At 28.6% G+C, this 17,061-nt stretch carries 17 protein-coding genes; 6 read left to right on the forward strand and 11 right to left on the reverse strand.

Features of this window, described 5'->3' with window-relative positions:
- The first annotated feature begins 168 nt into the window (after nt 1-168).
- Nucleotides 169-1,218: a nucleoid-associated protein gene (locus E4J94_RS13705; protein WP_135836365.1), complete on the forward strand. Its 1,050-nt coding sequence runs from the start codon at nt 169-171 to the stop codon at nt 1,216-1,218.
- Between the two features lie 40 nt (nt 1,219-1,258).
- On the opposite strand, the gene E4J94_RS17925 is transcribed toward E4J94_RS13705, so the two are convergent.
- The 5 genes from E4J94_RS17925 to E4J94_RS13725 all read right to left on the reverse strand — a co-directional run bounded on the left by E4J94_RS17925 (nt 1,259) and on the right by E4J94_RS13725 (nt 5,297).
- A complete protein-coding gene (locus tag E4J94_RS17925) occupies nt 1,259-1,387 on the reverse strand; it encodes a hypothetical protein (protein ID WP_262710487.1) in 129 nt (42 codons plus the stop codon).
- Nucleotides 1,388-1,438: 51 nt separating this feature from the next.
- Nucleotides 1,439-1,957: a hypothetical protein gene (locus tag E4J94_RS13710; RefSeq protein WP_135836366.1), complete on the reverse strand. Its 519-nt coding sequence runs from the start codon at nt 1,955-1,957 to the stop codon at nt 1,439-1,441.
- Nucleotides 1,957-2,382, reverse strand: coding sequence for a hypothetical protein (locus E4J94_RS13715; protein ID WP_135836367.1), 426 nt, complete (start codon nt 2,380-2,382; stop codon nt 1,957-1,959). Before E4J94_RS13715 ends, E4J94_RS13710 begins: the two co-directional genes overlap by 1 nt.
- Nucleotides 2,383-2,391: 9 nt before the next feature.
- Nucleotides 2,392-3,561, reverse strand: a complete 1,170-nt coding sequence (locus tag E4J94_RS13720; RefSeq protein ID WP_135836368.1) for a sigma-54-dependent transcriptional regulator — start codon at nt 3,559-3,561, stop codon at nt 2,392-2,394.
- Between the two features lie 95 nt (nt 3,562-3,656).
- On the reverse strand, nt 3,657-5,297 hold the full coding sequence (locus E4J94_RS13725; protein WP_185145646.1) for an AMP-binding protein: 1,641 nt from the start codon (nt 5,295-5,297) through the stop codon (nt 3,657-3,659).
- Nucleotides 5,298-5,516: 219 nt separating this feature from the next.
- On the opposite strand from E4J94_RS13725, the gene E4J94_RS13730 reads away from it, so the two are divergent.
- Nucleotides 5,517-6,008, forward strand: a complete 492-nt coding sequence (locus E4J94_RS13730) for a DinB family protein (RefSeq protein WP_135836369.1) — start codon at nt 5,517-5,519, stop codon at nt 6,006-6,008.
- 27 nt (nt 6,009-6,035) lie between these two features.
- On the opposite strand, the gene E4J94_RS13735 is transcribed toward E4J94_RS13730, so the two are convergent.
- The gene (locus tag E4J94_RS13735; protein ID WP_135836370.1) at nt 6,036-7,565 is read right to left on the reverse strand and encodes a SulP family inorganic anion transporter; all 1,530 of its coding nucleotides are present in this window, start codon (nt 7,563-7,565) and stop codon (nt 6,036-6,038) included.
- 324 nt (nt 7,566-7,889) lie between these two features.
- Between E4J94_RS13735 and E4J94_RS13740 the strand changes: the two genes are divergently transcribed.
- Complete coding sequence (locus E4J94_RS13740; protein ID WP_135836456.1) at nt 7,890-8,321, forward strand: OsmC family protein; 432 nt, start codon at nt 7,890-7,892, stop codon at nt 8,319-8,321.
- 19 nt (nt 8,322-8,340) lie between these two features.
- Here E4J94_RS13740 and E4J94_RS13745 read toward each other — a convergent pair whose 3' ends face one another.
- From E4J94_RS13745 to E4J94_RS13755, 3 genes are all read right to left on the reverse strand, one after another.
- Nucleotides 8,341-8,931 carry a hypothetical protein gene (locus tag E4J94_RS13745; RefSeq protein ID WP_135836371.1) on the reverse strand — a complete coding sequence of 197 codons (591 nt, stop codon included), beginning with the start codon at nt 8,929-8,931 and terminating at the stop codon, nt 8,341-8,343.
- Nucleotides 8,932-8,956: 25 nt separating this feature from the next.
- Entirely contained in the window at nt 8,957-11,761 is a 2,805-nt protein-coding gene (gene uvrA, locus E4J94_RS13750; RefSeq protein ID WP_135836372.1) for an excinuclease ABC subunit UvrA, read from the reverse strand.
- Between the two features lie 152 nt (nt 11,762-11,913).
- On the reverse strand, nt 11,914-12,252 hold the full coding sequence (locus E4J94_RS13755; protein WP_135836373.1) for a hypothetical protein: 339 nt from the start codon (nt 12,250-12,252) through the stop codon (nt 11,914-11,916).
- 177 nt (nt 12,253-12,429) lie between these two features.
- Here E4J94_RS13755 and E4J94_RS13760 point away from each other — a divergent pair, with 177 nt between their 5' ends.
- The gene (locus tag E4J94_RS13760) at nt 12,430-13,395 is read left to right on the forward strand and encodes a bile acid:sodium symporter family protein (RefSeq protein ID WP_246034343.1); all 966 of its coding nucleotides are present in this window, start codon (nt 12,430-12,432) and stop codon (nt 13,393-13,395) included.
- Entirely contained in the window at nt 13,376-14,464 is a 1,089-nt protein-coding gene (locus E4J94_RS13765) for a DUF3810 family protein (RefSeq protein WP_168801879.1), read from the forward strand. Before E4J94_RS13760 ends, E4J94_RS13765 begins: the two co-directional genes overlap by 20 nt.
- 34 nt (nt 14,465-14,498) lie before the next feature.
- Here the strand turns inward: E4J94_RS13765 and E4J94_RS13770 are convergent, their stop codons facing one another.
- The gene (locus E4J94_RS13770) at nt 14,499-15,503 is read right to left on the reverse strand and encodes a hypothetical protein (protein ID WP_135836376.1); all 1,005 of its coding nucleotides are present in this window, start codon (nt 15,501-15,503) and stop codon (nt 14,499-14,501) included.
- A 132-nt stretch (nt 15,504-15,635) separates the two neighbouring features.
- Between E4J94_RS13770 and E4J94_RS13775 the strand changes: the two genes are divergently transcribed.
- Nucleotides 15,636-16,448: a WG repeat-containing protein gene (locus E4J94_RS13775; RefSeq protein ID WP_135836377.1), complete on the forward strand. Its 813-nt coding sequence runs from the start codon at nt 15,636-15,638 to the stop codon at nt 16,446-16,448.
- Nucleotides 16,449-16,489: 41 nt separating this feature from the next.
- Here E4J94_RS13775 and E4J94_RS13780 read toward each other — a convergent pair whose 3' ends face one another.
- On the reverse strand, nt 16,490-17,050 hold the full coding sequence (locus E4J94_RS13780; protein ID WP_135836378.1) for a GNAT family N-acetyltransferase: 561 nt from the start codon (nt 17,048-17,050) through the stop codon (nt 16,490-16,492).
- Between the last annotated feature and the right edge of the window lie 11 nt (nt 17,051-17,061).

Below are 17,061 nucleotides of genomic sequence, written 5' to 3' on the forward strand. Positions count from 1 at the left end.
AGTTTAAACCATAGAAAATGTTATAACAATCAAAATAATCTATAAGCTATTCAAATTCAAGAAATTATATTGACGTTTTTGTTTGACATTTTTGTTAAATATTTGTTACTGACATCGTTTGTATTGATTTCTGAATTGATTACTTTTGTTTTTAAGAAATTATATAAAATGATTGACGTTAAAAATGCTTACATCGCCTTTATTAGTTTACAAAAAGTTGGACATAAGGTTCGAGAAGAAGCCAACATTTTTGCCGATAAAACTCTAGAATACGATGAATCTAAGGAAGAACAATTGGTTCCTTTCTTATTAAGTCCTTTCAAAAAAACGCTCGAAATTAATCGTTTCACGCATTATACAGAAAAGTTAGAATTTAATGTTTTGTATAATCAATGCAAGCAAATGTTTGATGAAGAAACAGATTTTATCGATTTTTCGCAAGAAGTTTTAAGTCATTTATATGAAAAATCATTACATCCGCAGATCAAAAGTGGTGAAGTTTTTATTGCGCTTTTCGAAAACATGATGTTTGACGGAATTCCTTGTCGTGGAATTGGAATTTATAAATTAGAAAATAAGAAGAAATTCTTACGTTTCGACGAATCTCGTGGTTTAGATTACAATATTTGGAAAGGTTATAAGTTAGAAGGAATCGACAAAGCCTGTCTCATTCTTGATGCTTATCGCGACGAAGGTTTCCGCGTCTACTCTATTGATGATAAAAATGTAGAATCTGAATATTGGAAGAAAAATTTCTTGGAAATTAATTTGATTAAGGATAACAATTACCATACGAAGAAATATATGGAGTTGATTACAGATTTCTCGAATGATTTTCTTTTGGATAAAACGGACAAAAAACAACAAGCAGAGTTTATCTCAAATTCAATAAATGTGTTGAATTCAAATGAAGTTGTAACGAATGAAATTTTTGAAGATCAAGTTTTGAAACCTTTCGAAATTATTGACGAATTCAAAGAATATAAGAAAGATTATAGCGAAAATAATCGTGTTGAATTTGTGGAAGCGTTTGAAGTTTCGGTTCCAACTTTGATGAAAGAATCAAAGAAAATTAAAAGTGAAATTAAATTAGATACAAAGATTAATATAAAATTAGATTTGACAAATCCAGATGCAGCCGAAGAATATTTGGAGCGCGGCTTTGACGAAGAAAAGAAAATGTATTATTATAAAGCCTACTTTAACTCTGAACAATAATAGTTAAATAATAATTATAAGCTCCAATTTTGGAGCTTTTTTATTTGATATACTTCTCAAAATCAGGTTTATATTTCTCTGATAAGCTAAACTCTTGGTGATGTTGTAACAATTTTATCATCATTCTTTTCAATTCAGGAATATCATTTTCTGTGGCAATTTTTATCATACCTAAAAATAAAAAAATCCAGTTAAAAAACTCTAACTGGATTTACTAAAACTATTGTTTATCTAATTTTATTTTGTCTTGACCTTGTTGCAATTGATACAATTCTATAATATCTTCAATAGGATAATTAAACCAATCAACTTGTTTTTTGATTTTAGAGTTTTTATCTAAATACAAATAAGTAGTAAATTTCATAGAAGGAAATTTAATTCCATTATATGAATAGGCAGAAAATTCTCCATTTGCAATAATCATTGTATCATTAGAAAACAATTCATTCACTTTCAATAAATTATTATTTTCATACTGCATTGTTTGATCATTCCAACGAATAATTTCATTCAATAAATAACGAGGATCAATAGTTGAAGAACCTGAATATTGTGCTACATTTTCGTAAATCAAACTATCATTATAAAAAGATAACATTTTTTTGTAATCTTTTCTAGATGAATAATTTTCGAAAAATCGTTTTCCTAAATCATCATTTTTAGTAGTTGGATTAGAGTTACAACTTATTAAAAAAGTAATTGTTATAAGACTTAAAATCCACGTAAATTTTATTTTCATTAGTCTGAAATTCTCGTTAAATAATTCTCTCCTTTATCATCAGCCATCCCATCTTCATTCAGAATCATAATTTCTGAATTATCTGACCAACGTAAAAACTGAAAAGGTAGTTTTTTCTTTTTAGGTGCAATTTCCATTAAAGAACCATCATCTTTTTTGAATAATTCTCCATCAAAAGTTTGATTTTTATATTCTATGGTAAATTTATCATCTGCTAATTTCAAAACGATTTTATCTCCAAAATATTTCCCTTCAAAAACACCTTTATAAATAAGTGTTTCATTCGTAAATACTGAATTTTTTTCTAGAGATAACACATCTTCATGTGATAATCCATCTGAGCTTCTATCTATTTCAACTTGTTCTTTTTTACAAGATAATAGCGAGAAATTAAAAATCAATAGTAAAAAACCAATCCTTTTCATTAGAATAGATTATTTTTTCACAAATTGCTCAACATCTTTTCCAGAAATTGGATCACCTCCTAAAATTAATAAACGTTCAACGACATTTCTCAATTCACGGATATTTCCTGTCCAATCCAACTCTTTCAATGCATCATAAGCAGATTTATCAAAACTTTTCTGACTCGTTGTATCTGTTATAAAATGTTCTACTAAAGCTGGAATATCATCTTTACGATCATTAAGTGCTGGAACATTAATGATAATTACTGCTAAACGATGGTATAAATCTTCGCGAAAACGACCTTCTTCTATTTCTTTACGCAAATCTTTATTCGTTGCGGCAATCACACGAACATTCACGTTAATCTCTTTCTCAGAACCTACTGGAGAAACTTTTCCTTCTTGTAATGCGCGCAAAACTTTTGCTTGAGCAGAAAGACTCATATCTCCTATTTCATCTAAGAATATAGTTCCTTCATTTGCTAATTCAAACTTTCCTTGTTTATCTTTAACTGCTCCTGTAAAAGATCCTTTCACATGTCCAAACAACTCACTTTCTATTAATTCAGCAGGAATCGCAGCACAGTTAACTTCTACTAAAGGTTTTACACTTCTATCACTTTTCTCATGCAAATGATGTGCTACTAGTTCTTTTCCTGTTCCGTTCGGTCCAAGAATAAGAACGCGGGCATCTGTAGCAGCTACTTTATCAATAATTTGTTTTACTTCTGCTATTGCAGGAGCATCACCAATCATTTCATATTTTTTTGCAACTTTTTTCTTTAATGCTTTATTCTCTTTTTTTAATTCTTTATTTGAAGATATTAAAGATTTACGATCTAAAGCATTACGTACTGTTGTTAATAGCTTATTTAAATCTGGTGGTTTTGAAATAAAGTCATATGCTCCTTTTTTAATTGCATCTACTGCTAAATCCACATCTCCATGACCTGTAATCATTACTATTGTCAAATCTGGATTATATTCCATTGCTTCTGACAAGACTTCCATACCATCTTTCAATGGCATTTTTATATCACTTATAATTAAGTCGTATTCTTTTTCTTTTATTTTTTCAAGACCTACTGCACCATTCTCTGCTTCATCAACATTCCATTTTGGATTTTCATCCATTAGAATACTTTTTAAAACATTTCGAATTGCCTGTTCATCTTCTATTAATAAGATATTTGACATTTTAATATCGTTAGTTTTTATAAAATTAAAATAGACTCAAAGATAATTGAAAATTATCATTTTTGAGTCTACTTTTTTTATATTTAAATGCTTTTTTAAGATGTTTTGACTTTTCTTGCATTTTCTAATCCTAATTCTTTGATGGAAACTTCTCGCATTTCAATTTTTCTTATTTTTCCTGAAACTGTCATTGGAAATTCTGTCACAAATTTCCAATACTTTGGTCTTTTAAAATGAGCTATAGATAAGCAAAAACCTTTCAATTCATCTTCAGTAATTGTAACTCCATCTTTTACTTTTACCCAAGCCATTACTTCTTCTCCATATTTGATACTTGGAACACCAATAATTTGAACATCAGAAATTGATTCGTGTTCATATAGAAAATCTTCAATCTCTTTTGGTGAAATATTTTCTCCTCCTCGTATAATAATATCCTTTATACGTCCAGTAATATTAATATATCCATCAACATCCATCGTAGCTAAATCACCTGTATGTAGCCAATTATTTTCGTCAATTACTTGCGCTGTAGCTTCTGGATTATTCCAATATTTTTGCATCACCGAATAACCTCTTGTACAAAATTCTCCTGCAATTCCTCTTGGTAAAATTTCTCTTGTTTGTGGATCTATAATTTTAATTTCTAAATGATCTTGAACCGTACCCACAGTCGAAACTTGCTTTTCCAAAGGTGTTCCTATAATTGTTTGTGTCGAAACAGGTGAAGTTTCTGTCATCCCATAACAAATCGAAACTTCTTTCATATTCATTTTAGCTTGTACTTTTTTCATAATTTCGATTGGGCAAGGTGAGCCTGCCATTACTCCTGTTCTTAAGGATGACAAATCGAAATGATCAAAGTTTGGTAATTCTAATTCAGCAATAAACATTGTTGGAACACCATAGAGCGAAGTACACTTTTCTAATTCGACAGCATTTAATGCTTTTTCTGGTTCAAAACTTTCAGACGGAATTACCATACAAGCCCCATGAGAAGTGCACGCCATATTACCTATTACCATTCCGAAACAATGATAAAAAGGGACAGGAATGCAAACACGATCTCTATGCGTGTAATTCAATCTAATTCCAATAAAAAAACCATTATTCAATAAATTATGATGCGTTAAGGTTACTCCTTTCGGAAAACCTGTTGTACCAGATGTATACTGAATATTAACAGCGTCATCAAACTGAACAGATTGTTCAATTTGATGAACTTCTGAGGTTGAAATTTCTTCTCCTTGAATTAAAAAATTATCCCAATCCTCTTCAAAAATTACGATATGTTTCAATGATATTGTATTGTCTTTTACATTATTCAACATCACTTTATATTCACTAGTTTTAAATTTGAGAGAGGCAAAAACAGCTGATATTTCTGCTTGATTCAATACAAACTCAAGTTCATTTTCTCTATAAGCTGGATTTAGATTAACTAAAATCATTCCTACACGAGCAGTTGCATATTGTAATAATGTCCACTCTGCACGATTAGGCGCCCAAATTCCAACGCGATCACCTTTCTTTAATCCTACTCCTATTAATGATTTTGCTATTTGTTCTGTTTGAGAATAAAATTCTGTATAAGTTGCACGATAATTTTGATCTACACATACTAATGCTTCTTGCTGTGGATATTTTGCTACAGTATTTCGTAAATTTTCTCCAATTGTTTCACCTAAAAGAGAATACTGTGATGCTCCGCTTGAATATGATAAATTTGAAATCATTTGCTTATATTCTATGTTTTTAAAGTTGAGTTTCCTACTCAAACTTAGCAACGATTTTCAGTAATATAAATTTATCAAATACAAGATTTTAATTTTCTAAAAGAATCGTATTTTTTTATTATAAATGGAATTAAATTCAAAAAAAAGCTTATCTAATTTTAACAAATACTTAAAATAACTCAGTCAAATTATCCTTAAATTGTAAAAAATTACTGAAAAATGAATACAATAAACCACGACAATTATACTTCTATTTACGATGGAATTGAAGTTGTAGATGCCTTACAGACACGTATTGCTGATATTAAGAAAACATTGACAATTGTAACAGAATTAGATAAATGGAATTATGCATATACTGAAGGGAAATGGACAATCAAAGAAATGATACAACATTGTATAGATTGTGAGCGTATATTTTCTTATCGTGCACAGCATATTGCAAGAGAAGATAAACAAATGTTGAATTTCTTTGATGAAAATGCTTATGTTTTAACTTCCAATGCAAATGAAAGAAAACCTGAAGAATTGATAAAAGAGTGGACAAACTTGATGAAAGCAACTTATTTTCAGTTTGAATCTTTTAATGATGAAACATTAAATAAAATAGGAATAGTTGGAGATCGAGAATATTCAGTTGAAAAAATTGGTTATATAATGGCAGGTCACTCTATTCATCATATGAATATTATTAATGAAAAATATTTATAAAAAATCAGCTTTAACTAAGCTGATTTTTTATTTTGGCATAACATTATAAGTTGGATCTTCCTCTATATCTACCTCTATAATACCTTTTGCATTATATAATAATCTAATAGAATCTTTACTTAAATGTCGTAAGATTACTCTTTTATTTTTTTGTGCATATTTAAACGTAATGGTATTTAAAGCTTCAATTGCACTCATATCAACAATCCTACTTTCTTTAAAATCAATGACAATTTCTTTTGGATCATTAATAATATCAAATTTTTCTAAAAAAATTGATGAAGATCCAAAGAAAAGTGGACCATATATTTCATAAACTTTTCTGCCATTTTCATCGATAGATTTTCGAGAACGAATACGTTTCGCATTATCCCAAGCAAAAACTAATGCAGACACTATAACACCAACAAAAACCGCTAACGCAAGATTATGAAGAAAAACTGTAATTACAGCGACTAATATACTTACAAAAACATCAGATTTTGGCATTTTCATAATCAATTTAAAAAATCCCCATTTAAAAGTCGAAATAGCAACCATCATCATAACACCAACAAGAGCTGCCATTGGTATTTTTTCAATAATTGGAGATCCAACTAAAATAATAATCAAAATTGTAATTGCACCTATCGCTGGACCTATTCGAGAACGTGACCCAGCATCCAAGTTTACAAAAGTTTGCGCTATCATAGCACAACCTCCCATTCCTCCAAAAAAACCATTTGTAATATTTGCTGCACCTTGCGCCAAACATTCTTTATTAGAAGAACCTTTAGTTTCTGTAACCTCATCTACCAAAGTTAGTGTTAACAAGGTCTCAATTAATCCAACAGACCCCATGATAATTGAATAAGGTAAAATAATTTTCAAAGTTTCTAAAGTAAACGGAACGCTTGGAATACGAAAATTTGGCAGCTCACCTTTAATACTCGCTATATCCCCAACTGTCTTGGTTTCAATTTTAAAACTTATAACTAATATAAAAATAACACAGATTGCCACTAGTGAAGCAGGAACAGCTTTGGTTATTTTGGGAAAGTAATAAACAATAAATATAGTCAATAAGGTTAATCCAAGCATTGTAAACATAGGTGTTCCTGTTAACCAATGTGGAATACTTTCTGAAGTAGATTTAAATTGTTCTAATTGCGAAATAAAAATTACAATCGCCAAACCATTCAAAAATCCATACATCACAGATTGCGGAATAAGACGAACAAACCTTCCAAGTTTAAAAACACCTACTATAATTTGAAAAATTCCTGCTAAAACAACTGTAGCAAAAATATATTCCTCTCCATATGTTGCATTCAAAGCAATTAAAGTAATAACTGTAGCACCAGCTCCTCCAGATACCATTGCCGGTCTACCTCCAAAAAAAGCAGTTACAATTCCCATAATAAAAGCTCCATACAAACCTATTAAAGGTGATAAACCTGCTAAAATAACAAATGAAAGAGATTCAGGAATCATTGTCATTGCAACAGTTAAACCAGCTAATATTTCATTTTTTATATTAAGTTTATGATTGGTATTTATAAAGGAAGAAACAGACATTTAATTTGATTAAAATTGATACAAAAATAACAATTACTAATTATTTAAAATAAGTTAATATCATCTTTATATATTGAAATCTATACTATTTTTAAATTGTCAAAACAATTCAAAAAAAATCATATTATTAAAGAATTCTCTTCAAAACAAGATATTACTTCTGGATTACTTAAGGAGTTCAAATTATATATTTTTTCTGATGTAAAAAGTATGTTTTAAAATTACAAGGAAAAATAATTAAACTATACCTCATAGACATAAATATAGTTTATTTTTGATAAAAATTAAGCCTTGAATCATTTATTTAAAGTTACGCTAAATTGGATGAAGAAAGAATCACAGAAGGATTCATTAGCCAGAATTTATACAAAAAGTCATCATATTTCGATTGAAGGAAAACCTGATTTAGAAGTTTCTGCTGCGAAAGCTTTCAAAGGTGATCCAAATTTATATAATCCCGAAGATTTGCTTTTGAGTAGTTTGACTTCTTGTCACATGATGTCGTATTTATATTGTTGTACACAACATAAAATTGAAGTGATTTCTTACCAAGACCATTCAGAAGCTACGTTACAAGTGAATCCTGATGGAAGTGGGAAGATTATTAAAGTTGATTTATTTCCTGAAATCATTATTTCTGATTCATCACAAATTGAGTTGGCGCTTTCACTTCATAAAAAAGCAAATAAATTGTGTTTTATAGGAAATTCATGTAATTTCCCAGTATATCATCACGCAAAATGTAGCGCAAAATAAAACTATGTTAATCTTGATTTTAATAATTTATTATGTTCCTAAAGATATCTGAAAAATTATTTATAAAATAATTTTCTTCATAAGATGTAATGAATTCTGGAGACTTCGTTAATGTCCTATTGTTTAATTCAAAGTTTCTTTGTTGTGAAAATAATAGCTCCTTATTTTTTAAATTAAGAATTTGTAAAACAATACTATACCTACTTTTACCTTCTTCAGGTAATTTTGTTTTACCACGACTAAGGTATTGTGCTCCTTGAATAAACGGCTCTACTTTTAACTCTACAATAAATGCATAATCATAATAAGTATCATGATTTATAAAATTGATAAATTCATTCGAGTTATAATATTTATCATAAAAATTTAATGAATTAACAACAGTATTTTCATCATTGAACAATCCTTTAACAGATTGGTTAATTTTTTCATGAAGTTTATCTGTCCCACTTGGAAAATCATTCTTTATGATTACATAATTTTTATGTTTTTCTAAATTAAGCTGAACAATATTATTTTCTCTGAAAGAAATATTTTTCTCAAGACTATTCACATTATACGAATTACATGAAGTAAAAATAATTATTAAAAGTAAAAAGCTATATTTCATAAACGTAAATATAGCTTTTTTATTCTTATTTCAACTTCTCTTTCAAAAATTGTGCTGTGTAGGATTCTTTTACTTTCACAATATCTTCTGGTGTACCTTCAGCAACCAAATAACCACCCTTTTTACCTCCTTCCGGACCAAGATCAATCACCCAATCAGCTACTTTGATAATATCCATATTATGTTCGATTACAAAAACCGAATGTCCCAAATCAATCAAAGCACGTAATGCTTTAATCAATTTTTGAATATCATGGAAATGTAGACCAGTAGAAGGTTCATCAAAAATAAATAAGGTTTTATTAGTCGTTTCTCCTTTCGTCAAGAAGAAAGCCAGCTTCACACGTTGTGCCTCTCCTCCAGAAAGTGTATTCGATGATTGACCAAGTTTTACATAACCTAAACCAACATCTTGCAACGGTTTCAGTTTTTCGACAATTTTATTTTGTTGATGTTCAGCAAAAAAAGTAATTGCTTCATCAATTGTTAGATTTAACACATCTGAAATCGATTTTCCTTCAAACTTAACTTCTAAGATTTCTTTCTTGAAACGTTCCCCATGACAATCTTCGCAAACCAATTCCACATCAGCCATAAATTGCATTTCAATAGTAATTGTTCCTTCTCCTTTACATGCATCACAACGTCCGCCATCTACGTTAAACGAAAAATGTTTTGGTTGAAATCCCATCACTTTACTCGCTTTTTGATTAGCAAATAAATTTCGAATATCGTCGTAAGCTTTTACATAAGTAACAGGATTAGAACGCGAAGATTTCCCAATTGGATTTTGATCGATTAACTCAATTCCTTCCAATTGTTTTAAATCTCCAACTAATTCATCAAAATCACCGATTTTATTTCCAAAAATCTCGAAATGACGCTGAACAGCTGGTGCTAAAATATCTTTCATCAACGTCGATTTACCTGAACCCGAAACACCTGTAATAACGGTTAATTCGTTCAGAGGAAATTTAACATCAATATTTTTTAGATTATTTTCTCTTGCTCCAATAATTTTCAGATAATTAGGAGATTTTAGACGTTTTTTAGGAATTTCAATTTCTAATTTTCCGTTTAAATATTTCGACGTTAATGTATCACCTTTTAATAATTCATTATAGGTTCCTTCAAAAACTACTTCACCTCCATTTGTTCCCGCTTCTGGACCAATATCGATAATATAATCGGCTGCTTTCATGATATCTTCGTCATGTTCTACCACAATCACTGTATTGCCTAAATCTCGTAAACGTTGTAGAATCGTAATAAATTTGGCAGTATCTCGCGAATGTAAACCAATCGAAGGCTCGTCTAACACATACATAGAACCAACCAAACTACTTCCTAAAGAAGTTGCTAAATTGATACGTTGCGATTCTCCTCCAGACAAGGTATTCGAAGCACGATTTAGCGTTAAATATTCTAAACCAACATCTAGCAAAAACATTAAACGCGACTTAATTTCGTATATAATTCGACCAGCAATTTGCTGATCATATTCATTAAATGTAATACTTGTGAAGAAATCATTCAATTCGTTTAAAGGTAAATCAACCAAATCATTAATCGATTTATCCGCAATTTTCACAAAGTTCGTTTCCTTACGCAAACGCTTACCTTTACAAGTCGGACATGTTGTTTTACCACGATAACGAGACAACATTACACGATATTGAATTTTGTATGTATTCTCTTCAACCATTTTGAAGAAACCATCCAATCCTTCCCAATCATTATCACCGCGCCACAAATAGTCTTTTTGCTCTTCAGATAATTCAAAATAAGGTTTATGAATTGGAAAATCTACTTTTTGAGAAAGCTTGATAAAATGATTTTTCCATTCGCCCATTTTCTCTCCTTTCCAAGCAACAACAGCGTCTTCATAAATTGACAACGATTTATTTGGAACGACAAGATTCTCCTCAACACCAATTACTTTTCCATAACCTTCGCAAGTTGGACAAGCTCCATAAGGATTATTGAAACTAAAGAAATGAATCGTTGGTTCATTGAAAATCAGACCATCTGATTCGAATTTATTAGAAAAATATTTTACCGAATTATCTTCTGCATTTACAATCGCTATTTCTCCTTTTCCTTCGAAAAAAGCTGTCTCGATAGAATCTGCTAAACGATGATAAAAAGATTCTTCATCTTCTGTTGGTAATGAAATACGATCAATTAAGAGATGTACATCATTTTCAGGTTGAGGCTCAAAATTAAATGAAATTAAGTCTTCAATTTTCACTTGATTTCCATCCACACTCAATCGTGTAAACCCCTGTTGTTGAAGAATATTCAAATGCTCTGCAAACGAACGTTCCTCTGGCACAACCAATTTTATTTGAAGAATAAATTTAGTTTCAGCCGCAAAAGTTTTTAGATAATCAATTGCATCTGTAACCGAATCTTTTTGAACTAATTCTCCCGTAATGGGCGAATATGTTTTTCCAATACGTGCGTACAACAACTTTAGATAATCGTAAACTTCTGTCGTTGTCCCAACTGTAGAACGTGGATTAGTCGAATTTACTTTTTGCTGAATCGCGATTGCTGGAGCAATTCCTTTGATATAATCAACTTGTGGTTTATCCAATTTCCCTAAAAACTGACGCGCATAAGACGATAAACTTTCGACATAGCGACGCTGACCTTCTGCATACAAAGTATCAAAAGCCAAAGTAGATTTTCCAGAACCAGACATTCCAGTAATCACTATTAACTTGTTTTTCGGTATCGCTAAATCAATGTTTTTTAAGTTGTGCAATTTTGCACCTTTAATCAGAATAAATTCTTTCGGATCAAGTTGATTGATATCTTTTTTCATCTTGGCGCAAAGTTAAGTTATTTTAGAAAGTTAAACTTAATTACCGCAAAAAATCGTTATAAAATATAATGTTTAAAAAAGAATAGATTTGCTAGAAAATATAAAAGCGCATTGACAAGTCAACACGCTTTTTTCAATAAAAAAATAAAAATTTATTCCTGAAATAATAAATAATTTTCGTTATCTAATTTTTGATATCCTACATCATACACATAAAAAATTGTGCCATTTTTTGACTCGTTTATATTTGTGATGTATCTAAAATCAAAATTTTTTAAAGTAAGCTCATCTTTACTTATCGAGCGAATTCCTTCTTCCAATAATGTCTTTAAAATTCGATTATTCTTTCTTAATCTATTATTAATATTTCGTACAATTTCAACTTTGTCACGATTAAGATTATTATTGTAAGAATTTCGACAAAAATCATTACAAAATTTTTTATCCTTGCGCCCAAATAGCGTTTGGTTACATTGTAGGCATGTTTTCATAAGATAGATTTAAGGTTTGTTGAGGCAAATATAATGTAAATAATAATTACTTGTAATAATAACAAGTAATTTATTTAGATTCAATTTAATCTCTAAAAATCAAAGTCTTAAATATTTATAAAATGCTTTTAAATCTTATTTATTATTTTTGTTTAAAATTTATTGATTTTGAGATTTTTGAAAAAACTACCAGACCCTTTTATACTTTTTTTATTTATTGCTATTTTAATTGCTTATGTATATCCAAATATCAGTTTATGGTCTTATAGAGATTTTACATTAAATACAGTAATTGATATCGGAATAATTTTAGTTTTTCTTTTTTATGGATTGAAATTAAATTGGAAAGATGTTTTTAAAGATTTGTCAAATTGGAAAATGCATTTATTGATCCAATCTATAACTTTTATTTTTTTCCCTTTACTTGTTTTGTGTTTTTATCCTATAATAAAGAATTATCCAGCATATTTTACACTCTATGTAGCTATTTTTTATTTGGCTGTTTTACCTAGTACTGTTTCTTCTTCTGTTGTAATGGTTTCTATTGCAAAAGGGAATATTCCAAGTGCTATTTTTAATGCAAGTATTTCGGGTTTAATAGGAATTATTGTAACACCTCTTTGGATGAGTTTATTTTTGTCTAAAAGTGATGGTGATTTTGATTTATTAGGAACTTTTTTAGATTTGGTTCTTAAGATTATTTTGCCTGTTTTTATAGGAGCTATACTGCAGCCATATCTGGGTTTCTTTTATAATAAATACAAAAAACAATTTTCTAATTTGGACAAATTCACAATTGTTTTAATTGTTTATAATAGTTTTAGTCATACTTTTTTAGATGGGCTTTTCTCTAAACTAGGTTTACTTCCTCTTGCTATTGTTTCTATTATCGTTATTGCAATATTCTTTATCTTTTTCAATTTGTCAAAATGGATAGCAAAAAAAATGAATTTTAATCGAGAAGATGATATTACTATACAATTTTGCGCAACTAAAAAATCATTAGTACATGGCTCGGTAATTGCAGCAGTTATTTTTACAGGAGATATAGGGATCTATTTAATTCCTATCATGCTCTATCATACTTTTCAGTTAATTTATGTTAGTTATATTGCTAATCAATATGCAAAAGAAGTTGAATAAAACCATTATCACATTTGTTATTTTTATTGCTCAAATTATTCTATTCTCGATACTTTTCTCTATCGAAAATATCAATGATTTTATCGTTAATAAAATTACATTCCCTATCTCAGAATTTATAACAAGAGTTACAAACTCTTTTAATTTTCCAATAGGAGAAATCTTTTATCTATCAATTGGATTGATTGGTTTTACTCTTATTATTAAATTAATTAAAAGCTTTTTCAAAACAAAGAAAGATATTTCATATACACTCTATTATCTATTAATTTTTGTAAATAGTATTTACTTTATTTACATGTTTGCTTGGGGTGTCATGTATAAAAAACAAACATTAATTTTTGCGCAAAACGAAATTATTATTGAACCTAAAATTTTAAAACAAATATATTGCGATGAACTAGATAAAGCTATCTATGTTAGAAATTTAATCGAGCACAATGATTCAACAACAATTAAGTTCAATTCAAATATAAAAGAATATAATGAAGAGTTTTATAAGCTTCAATACAGTTTAAACGAATTAAAATGGCTCAAAAATTATCGCTTTTTAAAACATGCTCATTTCAAATTATCTTGGATTTCTAAGATGCAGAACTATATGGGAATCTTAGGCTATTACAATCCTTTTACAGCTGAAGCTAATTTAAATCGGTACAATACAGATTTAAAACAACCTGCTACACTTTTTCATGAATATGGTCATCAAATGGGATTTGCATCAGAAAGTGAAGCAAATTTTTTAGCATATTATTTAGGTTCAAAATCTAATAATCCAGAAATTAATTACTCTATTTATTATAAAAGTATATATTCTCTTTTAGGCGCAATATATAAGTCTGATCCTTATTTTGTAAAAATGGAATTAGATAATATGCATCCTAAAATAAAACAAGATCGTAAAGCTGAATTAAATTATTATTTGAAATATGAAGGAAAGACTAGCGATACTTTTTCTGAGTTAAATAATCAGTTCTTAAAAGCAAATAACCAAGAAGGTACAATTAGTTATAGTAAATATGTCGAATTGATTTATTTATTGTATAAAACCAAAAAGCAGAATCTATAGATTCTGCTTTTTGGTTTTTATTTCATTTTAAAAGTTATTGCCAAATATACTTTTCACCCAAACTTAATGTTGATTTGATAACATAATTTCCAACTTCATTTTTTTCTGCTAATACTAAAATAGGATAATATTCTCCAGAAGGAACTAGCTTTGTGATATTAGATGTAAAACTTAAGTTTTCCTTTTTTGTATTTCCAAAAACAGAAGGAACATCAAAGTTAAGTAACTCGAAACCATCTATTTCTTTTGCATCCGTAATATTTTGTTTAGAGAAGTAAACTAATAATTTAAGCTTGTTCGTTGGTTTTGAAGTTAAATTTTGAATAGAATTATTAATTCCATCTACAGTTACCATCAAAGTACTAAAATCAATTTCTAACTTCCAAACTCCTGCTAATTTTACTTTCTTATTCGCATTTTCTACTTCTAAAATACTTTCTACAGGTGTATAAATATCTGATAAAGTTGCATCAATATTTTTTTCAAATGCCAAAGTATTATTTTCTGTCATCTGAGGCAACTCTACATTTTCAACTACTTTATCTATTAAAATATTATTTGATTCTAACGAAATTTTATTACTTAAAATTTTATAATTCAATACATTACCTGTTTCTCTTTCTTTTAATAATAGGATAGGTGTATAATCTCCTTGAGATAAAACTTGAATATCAGAAGCTTTAAATGTTACAATAACATTATTAAAACTTGTTCCATTTCCCTCTAACTGACCTAACTGAGCATTCGTAGCAATTTTATTAGGTAAATCGTACAAATCAACTGAAGATTTAGAAGGTACAAAATATAGGTCAAGGAATAATGTATGACTTGTTTTATTTGAATAATTAGTTAGTTTTCCTCCCGAAATTCTATAGTTTGAAGTAGTTCCATCATTAGAAATTTTCCAAATTCCGTCGAAAGAATAGTCTTTATTAATTGTTGTTGGTAAATTTGTAATGTTTATACTGTCTTGTTGAGCGACAACAAAACTACTTGTCACCATAGTTGCAGTAAAAAATAATTTAGTAAAAATATTCATAGGTTATATTTTAAGCTTTTCACACAAAAATAAGAATTAAAATAACAAAAACTGCTTAAAATCGGATATTTTAAAAATTATATGTAAACTATTAACTTCTGATTATTTAATTTTGCAACGAATTAATGAATTATGACAAAAATATTTCCAAAAGATACTGATCAGTTTGATGATTTTGTTCACAAAGAAACAACTACTTTTGAAGAACTAACTATATTTGATCGTAACAGTTTAGCTCCTATATCTATAGACAATAAGTTTGGTTTAATAGACAAAGAAGGTAATATTGTTATCCCTTTTGAATATCAAAAACTTGTGCTTACTACTGTTAATGCTTATAGTGCTCAAAAAAATGACAAGTGGGGATTCGTTACGAAAACAAATCAAATTCTAATTCCATTTGAATACGAATTAACAAGTGATTACATAGAAAATATTTGCGCTGTAAAGAAGAATGAAAAGTGGGGTTTTATAGATTTATTAAATCAAACTATAATCCCTTTTGAATATGATGGATGTACAGATTTTAAAGCTGGTTTTGCTGGCGTTGAAATTAATGGAAAATGGGGAATGATAAATAAAAGTAATCAATTAATTATTGATTATCAATATGAATACCTTACTCCTGTCGATCAAAATTTTGCTACCTACGGAGAAGCAACTTCTCTAAAGATCAATCGTCCAGATATTTTGGCTTATTTTCCTTATTTCTTATCAAAAGATAATTTTTTAATGAATTTTGGATTAATTTCTACAACTAACAAAAGAGTTTTGGAACCTGTTTCTGAACTACCAATTTTAGAAAGTTTCGATAATCAGCCTGTAGTTCGCCAAAATTATCAATTAGGATATTTAAAAGACAATAAAGATTTTGTGAAGTTTGATCAATTTACAATTGATCCTTACGAAGAAAAAATTCTAAAACAATTAGAGGTAATGAAATAAATAAAAAAGAGCTTTTTAAAAGCTCTTTTTTATTTATTTCATTATAATTTATATTGCATATGTTCATGATTTTCATTCATCAACATTTTTTCTCCAATTACAACAAATCCTTTTCTCTCGTATAATTTCTTTGCACTTGGATTTGAAAAATCTACCAATAATCCTAAAGTTAATTTTTTCTTATTTACTAATTCTTCTATCAAATAATCTAAAATTTCAGTTCCTATTCCTTTTCCTCTAAAGTTTTCAGAAACAGCAATTGTATCAATATAGATTTCACCTGCTTGAGTTTCGTCTTGAGGATAAATTTCTTGTTTATAATCTTTCTTCAATAACTCTAAAACTGGTTTACGAAGTTCATGCAACTTTCCTCCATCATAAAAAGTTGTTGTTCCTGCAAGTTGATTATCATACTCTACTACAATTGTATTTTGATAGCTGTATTGATTATCCTTTTTTTCGATTAATTTTTTTAAAAATAAAATTCCTTCATTATAATCATTTCTTCCTATAAAATCATAAACAATTTTATCCATTGCTAACATCATCAATTCAGCAATTGATGTTGCATCTTCCTTTTTTGCTTCTCTAAAATTTAACATAAAAAATAGCC

The organism is Empedobacter tilapiae, from assembly GCF_004785645.1.
Classification (GTDB): Bacteria; Bacteroidota; Bacteroidia; order Flavobacteriales; family Weeksellaceae; genus Empedobacter; species Empedobacter tilapiae.